We start from the raw sequence: 16,291 nt of genomic DNA on the forward strand, positions 1-16,291 counted from the left end.
ATCTGGCCGACCCGCGGGCGTCGCTCCCGTAATCTCGTACGACCATGCCTGACCAGATCACCGTCACCCTGCCCGACGGTTCCACCCGCGACCTCCCCCCGGGCTCGACGGGCGCCGACCTGGCCGCCTCCATCGGGAGGGGCCTGGCCAAAGCCGCCCTTGCGGTCAAGGTGGACGGTGAGGAGCGCGACCTCGGCGCGCCGCTTCCCCCCGGCGCAGCCGTCGCGGTCATAACCGATTCCACCGAAGACGGCCGGCACATCCTGCGCCACTCCACCGCGCACGTGCTGGCCCAGGCGGTGACGGATCTGTGGCCGGGTGCCAAGTACGCGATCGGCCCCCCGATCGAGGACGGTTTCTACTACGACTTCGACCTACCTGGCCATCAACACTTCAGCGAGGATGACCTCGAGCGCATCGAGGCTCGCATGCGCGAGATCGTCGCCGAGGACCAGAAGTTCACCCGCGAGGAGCACACCGTCGACGAAGGGCTCGAGATCTTCTCGGACCAGCCCTACAAGCAGGAGATCATCCGGGCCGTCGACGCCGCCGACGCGGCCGAAGGCGTGGCAGCCGGTGGCCCTGTGAGCGCCTACCGCAACGACGACAGGTTCGTCGACCTCTGCCGCGGCCCACACGTCCCGTCCACCGGTCGCCTGGGTCACTTCAAGCTGATGAAGGTCGCGGCCGCTTACTGGCGCGGCGACGAGCGCCGGCCGCAGCTTCAACGCATCTACGGGACCGCGTGGGAGTCCAAGGGGGCGCTCGAGGACCACCTGCACCGGCTCGAGGAAGCGGAGCGAAGGGATCACCGCCGCCTCGGGGCCGAGCTCGACCTGTTCCACTTTCCTCCCGAGATTGGCGGCGGGCTTCCCGTCTTCCATCCCAAGGGCGGGCTCATCCGCAAGCTGATGGAGGACTACAGCAGGGAGGAGCACGAGAAGGCCGGCTACCAGTTCGTCTGGACGCCGCATCTCGCCAAGTCCACCCTTTACGAGACCTCGGGCCACCTCAGTTGGTACAAGGACAGCATGTACCCGCCCATGGAGATGGAAGGGGCGACGTACTACCCCAAGCCGATGAACTGCCCCGGGCACGTTCTGATCTACAAGGCGCGCCAGCACTCCTATCGCGAGCTGCCGATCCGCCTGTTCGAGTTCGGCACCGTGTACCGCTTCGAACGCTCCGGAGTCCTCAACGGCCTGCTCCGCGTGCGGGGCATCACTCAGGACGACTCCCACATCTTCTGCACGCCCGAACAGCTGGCACCCGAGCTCGCCGATCTGCTTGCGTTCGTCCTGCGGATCTTGAAGGCGTTCGGACTCACGGAGTTCGAGGCGGAGCTTGCGACCCGGCCGGAGAAGTTCGTCGGCGAGCCGGAAGAGTGGGACGCGGCGACCGAAGCACTGCGCGAGGCGCTCGAAGTCGCCGGTCTTTCGTACGTCGTCGCCGAAGGGGAAGGCGCGTTTTACGCGCCGAAGATTGACGTGCACGTCCGTGATGCGATCGGCCGCCGCTGGCAGGTGTCGACGTTGCAGGTGGATTTCCAGGAGCCGGGTCGTTTCGGGCTCGAGTACGTCGGCGCCGACAATGGGCGCCACCGGCCGTACATGATCCACCGGGCGCTGTTCGGCTCGATCGAGCGCTTCTTCGGGATCCTCCTCGAGCACTACGCCGGCGCGTTCCCGACGTGGCTCGCGCCCGTGCAGGCGTCGGTGCTGCCGGTGCGCGACGACCACGGACCGTACGCGGACGACGTCGCCGCCGTGCTGCGCGCCGCAGGCATCCGGGTGGAGATCCTGGAGGCGGACGAACCCCTCGGCGCGCGGGTCCGCAAGGCCAAGCTCGAGAAGGTCCCCTACGTGCTCGTCGTCGGCGACGAGGACGTGGCGTCGCGAACAATCGGCGTCAACTCCCGGGAAAAAGAGCGCCCCGATCGCGGTGTACCCCTCGATGCCTTCGTCGCCTCTGTGCGCTCCGAGATAGACGCCCACGGCCTCTCGGCCCGGCAAGGGTGACCTCGCTCGAACGGCTATGGGCCGGTTGGCGCAGCGACTACATGCAGTCGGTGACCGGCCAACCCCCGTCGGACGCGGCCGGCGAGTGCGTCTTCTGCTCGATTCTCGACAGCGGCCGGCCCGACGAGGACACCCACATCGTCTGGCGCCACCCCGCCGGCGTCGCTTTCGCCATCCTCAACGCCTACCCCTACACCAGCGGACACCTCATGGTGATGCCCATCCGCCACGTCGCGGACCTCGAAGACCTCGACGCTGACGAAGCGACCGCCGTGTGGGCCACCCTGCGGTCCGCGGTCGTAGCGCTCAAAGAGGCGTACAGCCCCGACGGAATCAACGTGGGCGCCAACCTCGGCAAGTCCGCCGGCGCCGGCGTTCCGGGACACTTCCACATGCACGCCGTGCCGCGCTGGAACGGGGACACCAACTTCATGACCGCCGTAGCCGACGCCCGCGTGCTTCCCGAAGCGCTCTCCGTCTCTGCCGACCGCCTCCGCGCCGCCTGGTCCTCCGCTTGATCTAGCCGGCCCTAGCCGGCCGAGGCCGGACCCCGTCGAACGGCCTCACCGCCCGCGTCCGCTCTGCCTGGTTCTCCGCTTGATTTAGCCGGCCGAGACCGGACCCCGTCGGCAGGCGGGCGGCGAAGGCCGAGCGGCGACTACGTGTTCCCGACGGTGAGCGTCACGACGACGCGGTGCGGTCCGGAACCCCACGGACGGCTACGAGCTGGACGAGGTTTCGCGCTTGACCGACGCCCAGAGATTCTGTGGCAGCACGTCGTAGTGATCGTGCTCGGCCCGAAAACGACCCCGCCCCCCGGTCATCGACCTCAGATCTATCGAGTAACGCAGGATTTCCGAAGTGGGGACCAAAGCGGTGACGATCGACTCCCCGTCGTTGCCGGATTCCGTTCCCTGCACACGGCCGCGCCGGCTGTTGAGATCGCCCATCACGTCGCCCTGGTAGGCGGTCGGAACAGTCACCTCGAGCTTCGAGATGGGTTCGAGGATGACCGGGCTCGCCTTTTCCATGGCCTCTCTGAAACCCAACGACCCGGCCATCTTGAAGCTCATCTCCGACGAGTCGACCGGATGGTATTTGCCGTCGAAACAGGTGACCCGAACATCGACCACGGGCCAACCGTTCACGCCGCTCTGCGCCATCGTCTCCTCGATGCCCTTCTGCACCGCCGGTATGAACTGCCGGGGGATCGCGCCGCCGACGATCTGGTCGACGAACTCGAAGCCGCCGCCGCGCTCGAGCGGCTCCACTCTCACGAACGCGACACCGAACTGCCCGTGGCCGCCGGTCTGCTTCTTGTACTTGCCTTCCGCCTCTGCCTGCGAGGTGATCGTCTCCCGGTAGGGCACCACCACGGGCTCGGTCTCCACCTCGACGCCGAACTTGCGCGACAGGCGTTCGGTGAGGATGCCGAGATGCGTCTCGCCCATCCCGCCGAGCAGCGTCTGGTGTGTTTCGTCGTCGCGCCTGACGACCAGCACCGGATCCTCTTCCTGGAGGCGGTGCAGCGCCGTCATCAGCTTGTCCTCGTCGCCCTTGGAGCGGGGGCGGATGCCCATCGTGATCGCCGGTTCGGGAACCGCCGGCGGGGGCACCGTCACCGGTGTCCCCTTGGGCGCCAACGTGTCGCCCGTCGCAACGTCGGCCAGCTTGGCGACCGCGCCGATGTCGCCGACGGGCAGGTGGTCGACGGGGATCTGCTCCTTCCCGCGCAGCGTAAACGGTGAGTGCAGGCGCTCGTCGGAACGGGTCCGGGAGTTGACGAGGGTGTCGTCGGGAAGCACCTTCCCCGACAGAACCTTGAAGATGCTGATCTTTCCGACGTGGCGGTCCACGATCGTCTTCCACACGTACGCCAGCGCCGGCCCCTCGAGCGAAGGAGCGACCTCTGTCGTCTTGTCCCCGGCCTCGACCGTCACCGGCCGCGCGTCGAGAGGCGACGGGCCGATCTCGCAGATGAAGGCCGCGAGGCGGTCGACGGCAATCTCCTTTGACGCCGACCCGCACACCACGGGGAAGACCTGGGCGGACGCGACGCCGTGTGCGAGGGTCTCCTCTAACTGCTTGACGGTCGGGATCTCGCCTTCGAGGTAACGCTCCATCAGGTCGTCGTCGGCGACCACGATCCCCTCGACCAGGGCGTCGTGGACCGAGTGCTCGGTGACCTCCATCTCCGCGGGTATCGGACCGGTCGTCGGCTTGCCGCCCTCGTATGTGATCGCAGTGTCGGACAAGAGGTCCGCAACCCCCCGGAATGTCGACTCCTCGCCGATGGGGAGCTCGAGGGGCGCCACGCCGGCGCCGAACACCTGGCGCAGCTGGTCGAGGGTCCGCTCGAATGACGCCCTCTCACGGTCGAGCTTGTTGACGAAGACCATGCGCGGCAGGCCCAGTGACGCTGCCACCTTCCACATGATCTCGGTCTGCACCTCGACACCCTCGACAGCGCTCACCACGAAGACGGCCATGTCGGCGACCCGCAGCGCGGCTGTCGCCTCCTCGGCGAAATCTGCGTAGCCGGGGCAGTCGAGAAGGTTGATCTTGTGGCCCTCCCATTCGATGGGTGCGAGGGCGGCGGATATGGACAGGTTGCGCTTCTGCTCCTCGGGCTCGAAGTCGCTGACGGTGGACCCGTCCTCGACTCGGCCCGGGCGACCGATCGACCCCGAGCAGTGCAGCAGGGCCTCGGTCAGCGTGGTCTTACCGGCGCCCCCGTGCCCGACCAGGGCGACGTTGCGGATCGAAGAGGGCGGATAGGCCTTCACCTGTCACTCTCCAAGGCCCTCTCACCTTCCATGGCGGTCCTCCTCCCTGGTACCCGGCCCGTTCCGGGTGCCCCCAAGTGCTCCGAGATGCGCAGTACTCGCCAGAGTAACCGGAGCTTGGAGGCCCCGCCCCACGCCCCTTCGGTGGTATTCTGGTAGGCGCAGAGCAGGGCGGCGCGCCGGCAATCGGACGCGTGTCCTGTCATCGAGGAGCCGAAAGCAACAGTGTTCGACGGACGTTTCCGTTCCGGCGTCGACCGGGCGGTCAAACCGCTGGGTGGGGCGCTCAGGCGGACAGGCTTGTCGCCGGATCATCTGACTGCCCTCGGGTTGCTGATGGCCATCCCGACGGCGTGGGCGATCGCGACCGGCCGGCTCGGGCTGGGCCTCGGTCTTCTGATCGGAACCGCGGTGCCCGACCTGCTCGACGGGGCGTTGGCCAAGGCGTCTGGTCGTTCGAGTGTCCGCGGCGCGTTCTTCGACTCGGTGACCGACAGGGTGAGCGACACGGTCGTGCTCGGCGGGTTCGCGTGGTACTTGATGGACCACCGTCGCGGTCATGTGGCGTTGCTGCCCATGGCGATCCTCGGCGTATCGCTGCTTATCTCCTACGAGCGCGCGAAGGCCGAAGCCCTCGGTTTCGAGGCCAAGGGCGGGCTGATGGAACGCGCCGAGCGGGTCGTGGTGCTCTGTGCCGCCCTGGCCTTCAGCTTCGTGATGCTGCCGCTGCTGTGGCTGATGTTCGCGCTCACCTCGCTCACCGCCATCCAGCGGTTCGTGCGGGTGTGGCGCCAGGCGACCGCCGCCGGCCAGGGTCCGCCCCCGGCGGCAAGGCCGATCTTCGCTCGGCGGGCCGCTTACTACCATGACGCCCGCACGGGCGAGCCGGTCGCCGTCGCAGCCCGCTGGCGTGCGTGGCGCGAAGCCAACGGTTGGGTACCCCGCTCGGAACGACCCCCGTTGTGGGCTCGCTACGGGAACGGGACCCCCCAGGGCAGCGCCGCCGCCCGGTGGCACGAGCGCCGCCAGGCGCGCCTCGCCCGCCTGTCGCGCCCGGCCGGCGAGGAACCCGACAGCGGCCCCGCCCGGCGCGGCGGGTCCCGCCGGCCCTGAGCCCCGGCGAGCCGGACCGCAACCCGGCGCGCAAGCCACCCTCCGCGACGCTCCAGGCATTCAGGGCCGGGGCATTCGCTGCGCGGCACCTGCCCGAGCCGTTGGTCCGTGCCGTGGCCGGAGGCGCGGCCGTGGCGGTGGCGCGAACCCCGCCCGTGCCGGGGCGGATCGGACGGGTTGCCCGCAGGCGGGCGATGGTGGCACGCCACCTCGAGCGTGTGTACGGCCGGCGCCTCGGGCGTCTGGAGAAGATCCGGCTCGTCGACGAGGTGTTCGTGTCGTACGCGAGGTACTGGGCCGAGAGCTTCCGGCTTCCGGGGCTGACCGCCGAGGAGGTCGCCGCCGGCATCCACTACGACCACTTCGACCGGATCGAGGCCGGGTTGGAAGCGGGGAAGGGGGTCATCCTGGCCTTGCCGCACCTCGGCGGTTGGGAGTGGGCCGGGACGGATCTCGTCGTGCGCGGGCTGAAAGTCAACGTCGTCGTCGAGGCGCTGGAACCCCCCGACCTGTTCGAGTGGTTTGTGTCGTTTCGCGAGCAGCTGGGCATGAAGGTCATCCCCGTCGGGCCCGGCGCCGCCAGCCAGTGCGCGCGCGCCCTGGCAGCCAACGAGGTCCTCTGCCTGCTCTGCGACCGCACTGTCGCCGGCACCGCCGGCGTCGAGGTCGAGTTCTTCGGTGAGCGCACGGAGCTACCGGGCGGCCCCGCCACTCTCGCACTGCGCACCGGGGCGACCCTTCTCACCGCCGGCGTCTACTTCGACCTCGGGCCGCGCCGCCACCTCGGCGTCGTGGGCCCGGCCCTCGACCTCGCACGATCCGGCCGGCTCCGCGAGGACGTCTCCGCCGGCACCCGCCAGGTCACCGCGGAGCTGGAGGAGCTCATCAGGCGCGCGCCGACCCAGTGGCACATGCTCCAGCCCAACTGGCCGAGCGACCCGGGCTGGTCCCGGCCCGCTCGCACCGCCGCGCCGCCGGCCTGAAGTACCCTCCTTCGGTGCGGGTCGGACTCGTGTGCCCATACAGCCTGACCCTCCCGGGGGGCGTGCAGGGCCAGGTCCTCGGGCTCGGCCGAGCGCTGCGCGAGATCGGTGTTGACGCCCGGGTCCTCGGGCCGTGCGACGGGCCGCCTCCCGATACGGCCGTGACGCCCCTGGGTAACTCGATCCCCACCGCGTCCAACGGCTCCATGGCCGCGATCGCCCCTGACCTCTCGGCGGCGCTGCGCACGATCAGGGCGCTGCGCGACGAGAACTTCGACGTCGTGAACATCCACGAGCCGCTCGTCCCGGGACCGTCGCTCACCGCTTTGCTCTTCAACGACGGCCCCATCGTCGGAACCTTCCACCGCTCCGGTGACAGCGGGTGGTACAAGGCATTTAAACCGCTCATCAAGTGGCGGTCGAAGGGTTTGACGGTCATGGCGGCGGTGTCGGTGGAGGCGCGGGACACCGCGGCCAAGGTGATCGGGGGCACCTACGAGCTCGTATGGAACGGCATCGAGGTCGACCAGTACAGCCGGGCCGATCCGTGGCCGGCCAAGGGTCCGACGGTCATGTTCATCGGGCGCCACGAGCCGAGAAAGGGGTTGAAGGTTCTGATCGAGGCGGTTCGCCGCCTCGGGCCGGACGTCACCCTGTGGATAGCGTCCGAAGGGCCGGAGACCCCCAAGCTTCGCGCCGAGACCGCCGGCGATGACCGATTCGAGTGGCTTGGAACGATTCACGAGCAGGAAAAGATCGCCCGTTTGCGCGGTGCAGGCGTCCTCTGCGCTCCATCGCTTCACGGCGAGAGCTTCGGGGTCATACTGCTCGAAGGCATGGCAGCGGGAACTCCCGTGGTCGCGTCCGACCTGCTCGGCTACCGCGGCGTCGCGCGACCGGGCCTCGACGCCTTGCTGGTGCCCCCCGGCGACCCGGTGACCCTGGCCTCCGCGCTGTCGACCGCTCTCGAACGCGGGGCGGCGGTGGAGGCGATGATCGAAAGCGGGTTCGAGAGGGCGCGCGGGTTCTCGATGGCCGGCCTCGCTGCCCGGTACGTCGAGCTGTACGAGCGGGCGCTGCGGCGTTGAGCGCCCGCGTCGAGCGCGCCGGCGCCCTGATCTACCATCGGCAGCCTGATGCACGGGGCGGCCCTATGACCTCCGACGCCCGAGCGGCGCGTATAGCCGCGATCTTCGCTCTGCCCCCTGCGATCGCCGCCGGTGTGATCGCCTGGGTGGTCGGCGGGGCGGTCGCGGCTGTCATCGTGTTCGTGGTGCTCGCGGTCGCGCTCGCCGCCTGGGCGCGCTACGCCGGCGAGCGGGCCGTCGACCGGGGCCTGAGGCAACTCGGTTCCAGGCCGGCCGATCCTGTCGCGGACGCTCGGCTGTGCAATCTCGTGGACGGGCTGAGCATGAGCGCCGGGCTGGCCCCGCCCCGGCTCGAGGTCGTCGACTCGGACGGGCTCAACGCGCTCGCGGCGGGCGGCAGGTCCGGGAGGGGTGTGCTTGCGGTCACGACCGGGCTGTTGCGCGGGCTCGAGTTGATCGAACTCGAGGCCGCGGTCGCCGAGATGCTCGTCCAGATCAGGCGCGGCGAGGTGGTCCCGGCGACCATGACTGTCGCGACGTTCGGCCTTGGCCGCAGCCTCGCGGTGCCCCGCGAGAGGGACGCGCTCGCGGACCAGGCAGGCGTGACCCTGACTCGCTACCCGCCCGCCCTCGCTGCTGCCCTCGAGAAGCTCGAGGAGAAGGGCACTGAGGTGCCGGGGTCTCCGGCGTCGATGGCGCACCTGTGGTTGGCCGACCCGCGCCGCAACGACCACCGCGACGCGGGCAGGCTCCCCCTTCGTGAACGGATAGAGGCTCTTCGAGAGCTGTGACGGATCGGATCTGATGTTGTTGAAGGAAAAGGCTATTCGCGCCCGCGCCCGCGGGACCATGGCGACCGTCGCGGCCCTCGCCGCCGCCGCGGCCGTACTCGCCTCGTGTGGGGGGCACTCCAAGCCGAAATCTGTACCCACCACGTCCACGACGCTCCCGGCGCCGACGACCACCGCAGCACCGCCTCCCACCGCGCCGCTCACCGGTCTTCCGCAGCCGGACTCCGCACAACTGAACGCCCCCGCGGTGGTCCTCAAGATCGACAACATCGACGACGCCCGACCCCAGACCGGTCTCGCCGACGCGGACATCGTCTACGAGGAACAGGTCGAGGGCGGGCTCACCCGCCTGGCCGCGGTGTACCAGTCGAGCTACCCGAAGGTTGCCGGCCCCGTACGCTCAGGACGCCTCACCGACGAGGGGATCGCCGACGATCTCAACCACCCCGTGTACGCGATGTCCGGGACCAACCCGATGTTCCTCCCCATCTTGCGGTCCCAGCCGTTCACCGAGGTCGACGACGGCAACCGCCCCGACCTGTTCTACCGGGCCGGTCCGAAGCCGGCACCGCACAACCTCTATACCAACGTCGAATCGTTGGCGAAGGCAGCGAAGAACCCGGCGCCACCGGCCCCTCTTTTCCAGTACCGCGAACCGAACACTCCTCTGACCGGTGCCGGCGTCGCGCCCGCAACTCATCTCACGTTGGGGTTCTCTCACACATCGATCGGGTGGACCTTCAACGCGCAGTCCGGAGCCTGGCAGCGGACCCAGAACGGCACCCCCCACGTCGACAACACCGGCGCCCAGCTCTCGGCGACCAACGTGGTCGTGCTGTTCATCAACTACATAATCTCCGGCGTCGCCACCGGCGAGGGCGGCCCGCCGGCGCCGATCCCCGAGGGCATCATGACCGGCACCGGCCAGGTGTGGTTCCTCAGCGGCGGCCAGGTCGTGAAGGGGACCTGGAGCCGATCGGGTCTCACGACTCCGGCCACCTATGCCGACAGCGCCGGCGCCCCGATCTTGCTGGCGCCGGGCAAGACCTGGGTCGAGCTGGTCCCCACGGGCACGGTGCCGTCGCTCTCCTGACGCTGCCCGGAGTTTTCGCTACGGGCCCATCTCGCCCAGCCCGTAGAATCACTCCCATGGCAGCCACCGACAGCACCCGCCGAACCGGAACCGACCTCGTGAAGCGGGGTCTGGCAGAGATGCTGCGCGGCGGCGTGATCATGGACGTGGTCACACCAGAGCAGGCAAAGATCGCCGAGGACGCAGGCGCCGTGTCGGTGATGGCACTCGAGCGGGTGCCGGCGGACATACGCCGCGACGGCGGCGTGGCGCGCATGAGCGACCCAGCTCTGATCGAGGGCATCAAGGCGACCGTCACCATCCCCGTGATGGCGAAGGCCCGGATAGGACATTTCGCCGAAGCGCAGGTCCTCGAGTCGCTCGGAGTCGACTACGTCGACGAGAGCGAGGTGCTCACACCGGCGGACGAGGCTCACCACATCGACAAGTGGAGGTTCACGGTCCCGTTCGTGTGCGGCGCGACGAACCTCGGGGAGGCGTTGCGGCGCATCTCCGAAGGGGCTGCGATGATCCGCTCGAAGGGTGAGGCCGGGACCGGGGACATCAAAGAAGCGGTTCGCCACCTTCGCTCGATCACCGGTGACATCCGTAGGATCACCCAGGCGGACTCGGCCGAGATCTACGGCTGGGCCAAGCAGTTGCAGGCGCCCGTCGCGCTCGTCCAGGAGATCGCGGAGACCGGCAAGCTCCCTGTTCCGTTGTTCTGCGCCGGCGGTATCGCGACGCCATCGGACGCTGCGCTTGTGATGCAACTGGGGGCGGAGGCGTGTTTCGTGGGAAGCGGGATCTTCAAGAGCTCCGATCCGCCGCGTTTCGCCCGGGCGATCGTCGAGGCGACGACTCACTACCGCGACGCCCAGATCGTCGCCAAGGTCAGCCGAGGCCTCGGTGACGCCATGCGAGGCCAGGAAGCCGGTCAGGTGGAGACGCGGCTGTCCGAGCGCGGTTGGTAGAGCCGGTCTCGATGCCGGCCACGCCGCCGTCCCCGGGCGCCCCCCGGGTGGGGGTACTCGCGTTGCAGGGCGACGTGCGTGAGCACTGCCGGTCCTTGGAGGAGGTGGGGGCCGAGGCGGTGGAGGTGCGCACGCCGGCCGGCCTGGATTCGGTCGTGTCCCTGGTGTTGCCGGGGGGTGAGTCGACGACGATGTCGTTGTTGCTGGAGTCGTCGGGGCTGCTGCACCCCCTGCGCGAGCGGCTCGCAGGGGGGATGCCCGCGTTCGGCACCTGCGCCGGCATGATCCTGCTGGCATCGGAGGTGGTCGACGGGCGAGCGGACCAGCACGCGCTCGGCGCGATCGACATCAGTGTCCGGCGGAACGCGTTCGGCCGGCAGGTCGACTCGTTCGAGACGGATCTCGACGTCGTCGGCCTGGACGAGCCGTTGCATGCGGTGTTCATCCGCGCCCCGGTGGTGGAGCGGGTCGGGCCCGAGGTGGACGTCCTCGCGAGCGTGACCTTCCCCGACGGCTCGTCCCACCCGGTCGTCTGCCGGCAGGGACCGGTTCTGGTGGCTGCGTTCCACCCCGAGCTGTCGGGCGATCTGCGGTTGCACCGGGAGTTCCTCGGGGCAGCCCTGCCGTGCTAAAGAGGTAGAGCGATGTCCGGACACAGCAAGTGGGCGACGATCAAGCACAAGAAGGGAGCCGCGGACAAGGCCCGCGGCAAGCTCTTCGCCAAGCTGATCCGCCAGGTCGAAGTCGCGGCTCGCGAGGGCGGTGGCGATCCGGATGCGAACCCGACGTTGCGCACCATGTTCCAGAAGGCGCGTGAGGCGTCGGTCCCCCTCGACACCATCGAGCGCGCGATCAAGCGCGGTACCGGCGAGCTCGAGGGGGTCCGGTACGAGCAGGTGTCCTATGAGGGTTACGCCCCGAGCGGCGTGGCCGTCATCATCGAGTGCCTCACGGACAACCGCAACCGGACTGGAGCGGACATCCGATCCACCTTCTCCAAGAACGGCGGCTCCATGGCGGAGCCCGGCGCGGTGTCATGGCAGTTCGAGCGCAAGGGCGTTGTGCTCGTCGCGAAGACGGGCGGTGCCGCCGGCGAGGTCACCGAGGACGACCTCTTGCTCGTCGCGCTCGATGCCGGCGCCGAGGACATCGCCGACGCCGGCGACCAATGGCAGGTCACGACACCGCCGGGCGACCTACCGGCTGTCCGTGCAGCGGTTGAGGAGGCTGGGATGTCGATCGAGTCGGCCGAGGTGACACTCCTGCCGAGCACGTCGGTCCCGCTCGACAACGAGGGCGACGCCAAGAAGGTCCTGCACCTCATCGACCTCCTCGAGGATCACGACGACGTGCAGAACGTGTACGCCAACTTCGACATTCCAGATTCGATCCTGGAGCTGGTCGAGGCCTGACGGCCTCGTTGATCCACCACCTCGCAGGGGCGGCCTGTTAGCCTCGAACGAGTGTTCGCTCTCGGCGTGGACCCCGGTTTGTCGCGCTGCGGCTACGGCGCCGTCCGGTCCGTCCAGGGATCCTTGCAGCCGGTTGCCTACGGCCACCTGAGCACCCCGACGGACCTGCCGGTGGGGGAGAGGCTGGCCATCCTGTGGGACGACCTGCAGCAGCTCGTGCAGGACCTGCGCCCGGACGTGATGGTCGTCGAGCGGGTGCTCTTCCAGGTCAACGCCCGCACGGCGATGGCGGTCGGCCAGGCGAGCGGCATAGCGCTCACCATCGCGGCGCGCGCGGGCTGCCCGGTCGTCCAGTACAGCCCCAACGAAGTGAAGCTCGCGGTCACGGGGTACGGCTCGGCCTCCAAGCAGCAGGTGCAGGACATGGTCCGGGTCCTCCTCGCCCTGCCCGAGGCGCCGCGGCCCGCGGACCGCGCCGACGCCCTCGCTCTCGCAGTGTGCCATTTGAGCGGCGCCGGCCTCAGAGCTTCGATCGGAGCAAAGGCGTGATCGGTTCGCTTCGCGGGATCGTCCTCGAACGGATCGCCCGCGGCCCGCAGTCGGGTGAAGTCCTCGTCGAAGTCGGCGGCGTCGGCTACCGCGTCATCGTCCCCGCCGGCTGCCTGCCGCGGCTCGCCGAGCCGGGGGAGCCCACCTTCCTGCACGTGCACACCCACGTTCGGGAGGACGCGTTCACTCTCTACGGGTTCCCGTCGCGCGACGAGCGGCAGTGCTTCGAGGTCCTGATAGCCACCCACGGCGTCGGCCCTTCCGTCGCCCTGGCCATGCTCTCGGTCCACACGCCGGCAGCCCTGCGCAGGGCCGTCGCGCAGGACGACGCCGACGCCCTGATGCTCGTGCCGGGCATAGGCCGCAAGACCGCGGTACGGCTCATCGTCGAGCTGCAGTCGAAGTTCGAGGCGGACCTCGACGGCGTGGATCTGCGCGTCGTGGGATCATCAGCCACGACCGGAGGTGCGCCGAACGGCGACGGAACGTCCGCCGGCGGCGAAACCGACCCCGCGGTCGCACGCCAGGAGGTGCGCGCCGCGCTGGCGGGACTCGGGTACGGCGCGGACGAGATTCGCCACGCCCTGACCCGCCTGCCCGGGGAGGGCTCTGTCGAGGAACAGATCCGGTTCGCGCTGCGTGAGCTGGCGGTGGCGCGATGAGGGAAGCCAGATGAGAGAAGAAGGCATGGCCCGCCCGGTCACCGCTGTCGCCGACCCGGTCGAGGCGGCAGAGGAGATCACGCTCCGGCCGCGCCGGCTGGGGGAGTTCGTGGGTCAGGCGCAGCTCAAGGAGCACCTGGAGATCATGTTGGAAGCGGCCCGCCGGCGCGCCCAACCCTGCGATCACCTGCTGTTCGCCGGGCCTCCCGGGTTGGGCAAGACGTCACTCGCCGGCATCGTCGCCAACGAGATGGGTGCGGGTTTTCGGGTCACCTCGGGCCCCGCGCTGGTCCGTGCCGGGGACCTGGCGGCCATCCTCACCAACCTGGCAGAAGGAGACGTTCTCTTCGTCGACGAGATACACCGCCTGGGACGGGCCGTGGAGGAGATCCTCTACCCGGCGATGGAGGACTTCCAGCTCGACATCGTCCTCGGCAAGGGACCGAGCGCCCGATCGATCCGGCTGGAGCTTCCGCGCTTCACCCTGGTCGGCGCCACCACGCGCACAGGGCTGATCACCGGCCCGCTGCGGGACCGCTTCGGCTTCGTCGCCCGGCTCGACTACTACAGCGCCGGGGACCTCGACGCGATCATCCGCCGCTCCGCGACCATCCTCGACGTGAGCCTCGACGCTGCCGGCGCCGCCGAGATCGCGGGTCGTTCGCGCGGCACGCCGCGCATCGCCAACCGTCTGCTCAAGCGCGTGCGCGACTTCGCCGAGGTCCGCGCCGACGGCAGCATCGACCTCGCCATCGCGCGTGACGGCCTCGCCCTCTTCGGCGTCGACGAGCGCGGGCTCGACAAGGTGGACCGGTCCATCCTCGACGCGCTCTGCAATCGGTTCGGTGGCGGCCCGGTCGGCTTGTCGACGCTCGCCGTCAGCGTGGGCGAGGAGACCGACACCGTCGAGGAAGTGTACGAGCCGTACCTGCTGCAACTCGGGATGATCGCCCGCACCCCGCGCGGGCGCGTGGCGATGCCGCTGGCGTGGCAGCACCTCGGCCTCGAGCCGCCGGCGGCGCCGGCGGACCGGCCCGGCGATCCCGGCCTCTTCTGACGCTGAACGCCGCCAAGCGCCAGCGTCGGACGCCCGAATCGGGCGCCGGCGGCGGATCGACTAGACCGGTCGCGCCGTGGAAGTCCCCGAGTACGAACTGCCCGAGGATGCGATAGCGCAGCATCCCGCCGAGCCGCGGGACTCGTCGCGGCTGCTCGACGCGACGAACCCCTCCGGCCGGCTCGTGCACCGCACATTCCGCGACCTTCCGGATCTGCTGGGACCCGGGGACGTCCTCGTCATCAACACGACCAGGGTCATGCCAGCCCGTCTACGCCTGTACAAGCAGACCGGCGGGGCAGCCGAAGTGCTGCTGCTCGAACCCGCCGGCGGCGAGCGCGATTGGATGGCGCTCGTCAGGCCGGGGCGCCGGCTCCAACCGGGAACGACCCTCCACGCGGATCCCTCCGGGGTGCCGCTGCTCAGGGTCGGCGAAGCGGTCGTACCCGGCGACAGCTCCGACGGGCGCCGCAAGGTCCATTTCATCGAGGACCCCGGCAAGGTTTTCGACGAGTGCGGGACGGTCGCCCTGCCGCCGTACATCCATGAGCCGCTTGCGGACGCGAGCCGCTACCAGACCGTCTACGCCGAAACTCCCGGCTCTGTCGCAGCCCCCACAGCCGGCCTGCACCTCACAAGCGAGCTCCTGGAACGCTGCAGATCGCACGGCGTGGAGGTGCACGCCGTGGACCTCGCAGTTGGGCTGGCGACGTTCAAGCCGATCGCCGTGGACGATGCCGAGCAGCACCGGATGCACACCGAGCGCTACAGGGTTCCCGACGAGACGATGCGATCGTGCACGCAAGCCAGGCGCGTCGTCGCTGTCGGCACGACTGTGGTCCGTGCCCTCGAGACGGCTGCCGCCACCGGCGAGTTCGAAGGCGGCAGCAACCTCTACATCCGCGGTGATTACCCGTTCGCCATGGTCGACGTGCTGGTAACCAACTTCCACATGCCGAGGTCGAGCCTGCTGGTGTTGCTGGAGTCGTTTTGCGGGACGCGGTGGCGCGACATCTACTCTGAGGCGCTGGCGAACGGCTACAGGTTCTTGTCCTTCGGCGACGCCATGATCGTCGGTCGGGAGCGAAGATGAGACCAGCCGTCCTCACCGTCGAGGTCGCCGACGGCTCTGCCAGAGCGGGCCAGGTGACCACGGCGCGTGGGTCTTTTTCCACTCCTGCTTTCATGCCGGTCGGCACGCGGGGAGCCGTGCGACTACTCGACGCCGCGGACCTCGACGCCCTCGGGCCGCAGGTCGTTCTCGCCAACACCTACCACCTCATGCTGCGGCCGGGAGTCGACACCGTCGCCGGTCTCGGTGGTCTCCACCGCTTCACCGGGTGGGGCGGGCAGATGCTCACCGACTCCGGCGGGTTCCAGGTGTTCTCGTTGGCGCCGGCCGTCGACGACGGCGGCGTGACCTTCCGGTCGACCTACGACGGGTCGACGCACCGGATGACCCCGGAGTCCGCCGTCGCCATACAAGAGCAGCTCGGAGCGGACATCCAGATGGTCCTGGACGTCTGTACAGGCCTGCCGGCCCCCGAGGAGGAGTTGCGCCTCGCGGCCAAGCGGACCTTGGACTGGGCCGTCCGCGCGAGGGAATCGCACCGCCGGCAGGACCAGTGCCTGTTCGGGATCGTCCAGGGGGGCACGATCCCGGAGCTGCGGGTCGAGTGCGCCGAGGCCACCGCCGCCCTGGAGTTCGACGGGTACGGGATCGGTGGCCTGTCGGTGGGGGAGCCCCGGGAGGAGATGCTGCCCGCTCTGGCGGCCGCGATCGGTG

General features: G+C 69.5%; 16 protein-coding genes. 15 read left to right on the plus strand and 1 reads right to left on the minus strand.

Annotated elements, in window-relative coordinates; translation table 11 throughout:
• The first annotated feature begins 44 nt into the window (after nt 1-44).
• Both thrS and VNF71_10240 read left to right on the plus strand, forming a co-directional pair.
• The gene (thrS, locus tag VNF71_10235; GenBank protein HVA74928.1) at nt 45-2,018 is read left to right on the plus strand and encodes a threonine--tRNA ligase; all 1,974 of its coding nucleotides are present in this window, start codon (nt 45-47) and stop codon (nt 2,016-2,018) included.
• A complete protein-coding gene (locus VNF71_10240) occupies nt 2,015-2,536 on the plus strand; it encodes an HIT domain-containing protein (protein ID HVA74929.1) in 522 nt (173 codons plus the stop codon). The genes thrS and VNF71_10240 overlap by 4 nt, the downstream gene beginning before the upstream one ends.
• A 201-nt stretch (nt 2,537-2,737) precedes the next feature.
• Here the strand turns inward: VNF71_10240 and fusA are convergent, their stop codons facing one another.
• Nucleotides 2,738-4,804 carry an elongation factor G gene (gene fusA, locus VNF71_10245; protein HVA74930.1) on the minus strand — a complete coding sequence of 689 codons (2,067 nt, stop codon included), beginning with the start codon at nt 4,802-4,804 and terminating at the stop codon, nt 2,738-2,740.
• A 225-nt stretch (nt 4,805-5,029) separates the two neighbouring features.
• Here fusA and VNF71_10250 point away from each other — a divergent pair, with 225 nt between their 5' ends.
• The 13 genes from VNF71_10250 to VNF71_10310 form a co-directional block, all read left to right on the plus strand.
• Entirely contained in the window at nt 5,030-5,917 is an 888-nt protein-coding gene (locus VNF71_10250; protein HVA74931.1) for a CDP-alcohol phosphatidyltransferase family protein, read from the plus strand.
• A complete protein-coding gene (locus VNF71_10255) occupies nt 5,815-6,900 on the plus strand; it encodes a phosphatidylinositol mannoside acyltransferase (protein ID HVA74932.1) in 1,086 nt (361 codons plus the stop codon). Before VNF71_10250 ends, VNF71_10255 begins: the two co-directional genes overlap by 103 nt.
• A gap of 14 nt (nt 6,901-6,914) precedes the next feature.
• A complete protein-coding gene (locus VNF71_10260) occupies nt 6,915-7,988 on the plus strand; it encodes a glycosyltransferase family 4 protein (GenBank protein ID HVA74933.1) in 1,074 nt (357 codons plus the stop codon).
• Nucleotides 7,989-8,053: 65 nt separating this feature from the next.
• Nucleotides 8,054-8,779 (plus strand): hypothetical protein, encoded by a 726-nt coding sequence (locus VNF71_10265; protein HVA74934.1) that lies wholly within the window; start codon nt 8,054-8,056, stop codon nt 8,777-8,779.
• A gap of 13 nt (nt 8,780-8,792) precedes the next feature.
• Entirely contained in the window at nt 8,793-9,872 is a 1,080-nt protein-coding gene (locus VNF71_10270; protein ID HVA74935.1) for a DUF3048 domain-containing protein, read from the plus strand.
• Nucleotides 9,873-9,928: 56 nt separating this feature from the next.
• A complete protein-coding gene (gene pdxS / locus VNF71_10275) occupies nt 9,929-10,825 on the plus strand; it encodes a pyridoxal 5'-phosphate synthase lyase subunit PdxS (protein HVA74936.1) in 897 nt (298 codons plus the stop codon).
• A gap of 11 nt (nt 10,826-10,836) precedes the next feature.
• The gene (pdxT, locus tag VNF71_10280) at nt 10,837-11,457 is read left to right on the plus strand and encodes a pyridoxal 5'-phosphate synthase glutaminase subunit PdxT (protein ID HVA74937.1); all 621 of its coding nucleotides are present in this window, start codon (nt 10,837-10,839) and stop codon (nt 11,455-11,457) included.
• 12 nt (nt 11,458-11,469) lie between these two features.
• On the plus strand, nt 11,470-12,237 hold the full coding sequence (locus VNF71_10285; protein HVA74938.1) for a YebC/PmpR family DNA-binding transcriptional regulator: 768 nt from the start codon (nt 11,470-11,472) through the stop codon (nt 12,235-12,237).
• Nucleotides 12,238-12,288: 51 nt separating this feature from the next.
• The gene (gene ruvC / locus VNF71_10290) at nt 12,289-12,786 is read left to right on the plus strand and encodes a crossover junction endodeoxyribonuclease RuvC (GenBank protein ID HVA74939.1); all 498 of its coding nucleotides are present in this window, start codon (nt 12,289-12,291) and stop codon (nt 12,784-12,786) included.
• On the plus strand, nt 12,783-13,448 hold the full coding sequence (gene ruvA / locus VNF71_10295; protein ID HVA74940.1) for a Holliday junction branch migration protein RuvA: 666 nt from the start codon (nt 12,783-12,785) through the stop codon (nt 13,446-13,448). Before ruvC ends, ruvA begins: the two co-directional genes overlap by 4 nt.
• Nucleotides 13,449-13,458: 10 nt before the next feature.
• Complete coding sequence (ruvB, locus tag VNF71_10300) at nt 13,459-14,505, plus strand: Holliday junction branch migration DNA helicase RuvB (GenBank protein ID HVA74941.1); 1,047 nt, start codon at nt 13,459-13,461, stop codon at nt 14,503-14,505.
• Nucleotides 14,506-14,581: 76 nt separating this feature from the next.
• A complete protein-coding gene (gene queA, locus VNF71_10305; GenBank protein HVA74942.1) occupies nt 14,582-15,598 on the plus strand; it encodes a tRNA preQ1(34) S-adenosylmethionine ribosyltransferase-isomerase QueA in 1,017 nt (338 codons plus the stop codon).
• On the plus strand, nt 15,595-16,291 hold a 697-nt coding region (locus VNF71_10310), incomplete at its 3' end, for a tRNA guanosine(34) transglycosylase Tgt (protein ID HVA74943.1). The genes queA and VNF71_10310, both read left to right, overlap by 4 nt.

The organism is Acidimicrobiales bacterium, from assembly GCA_035533095.1.
Classification (GTDB): Bacteria; Actinomycetota; Acidimicrobiia; order Acidimicrobiales; family Palsa-688; genus DATLUM01.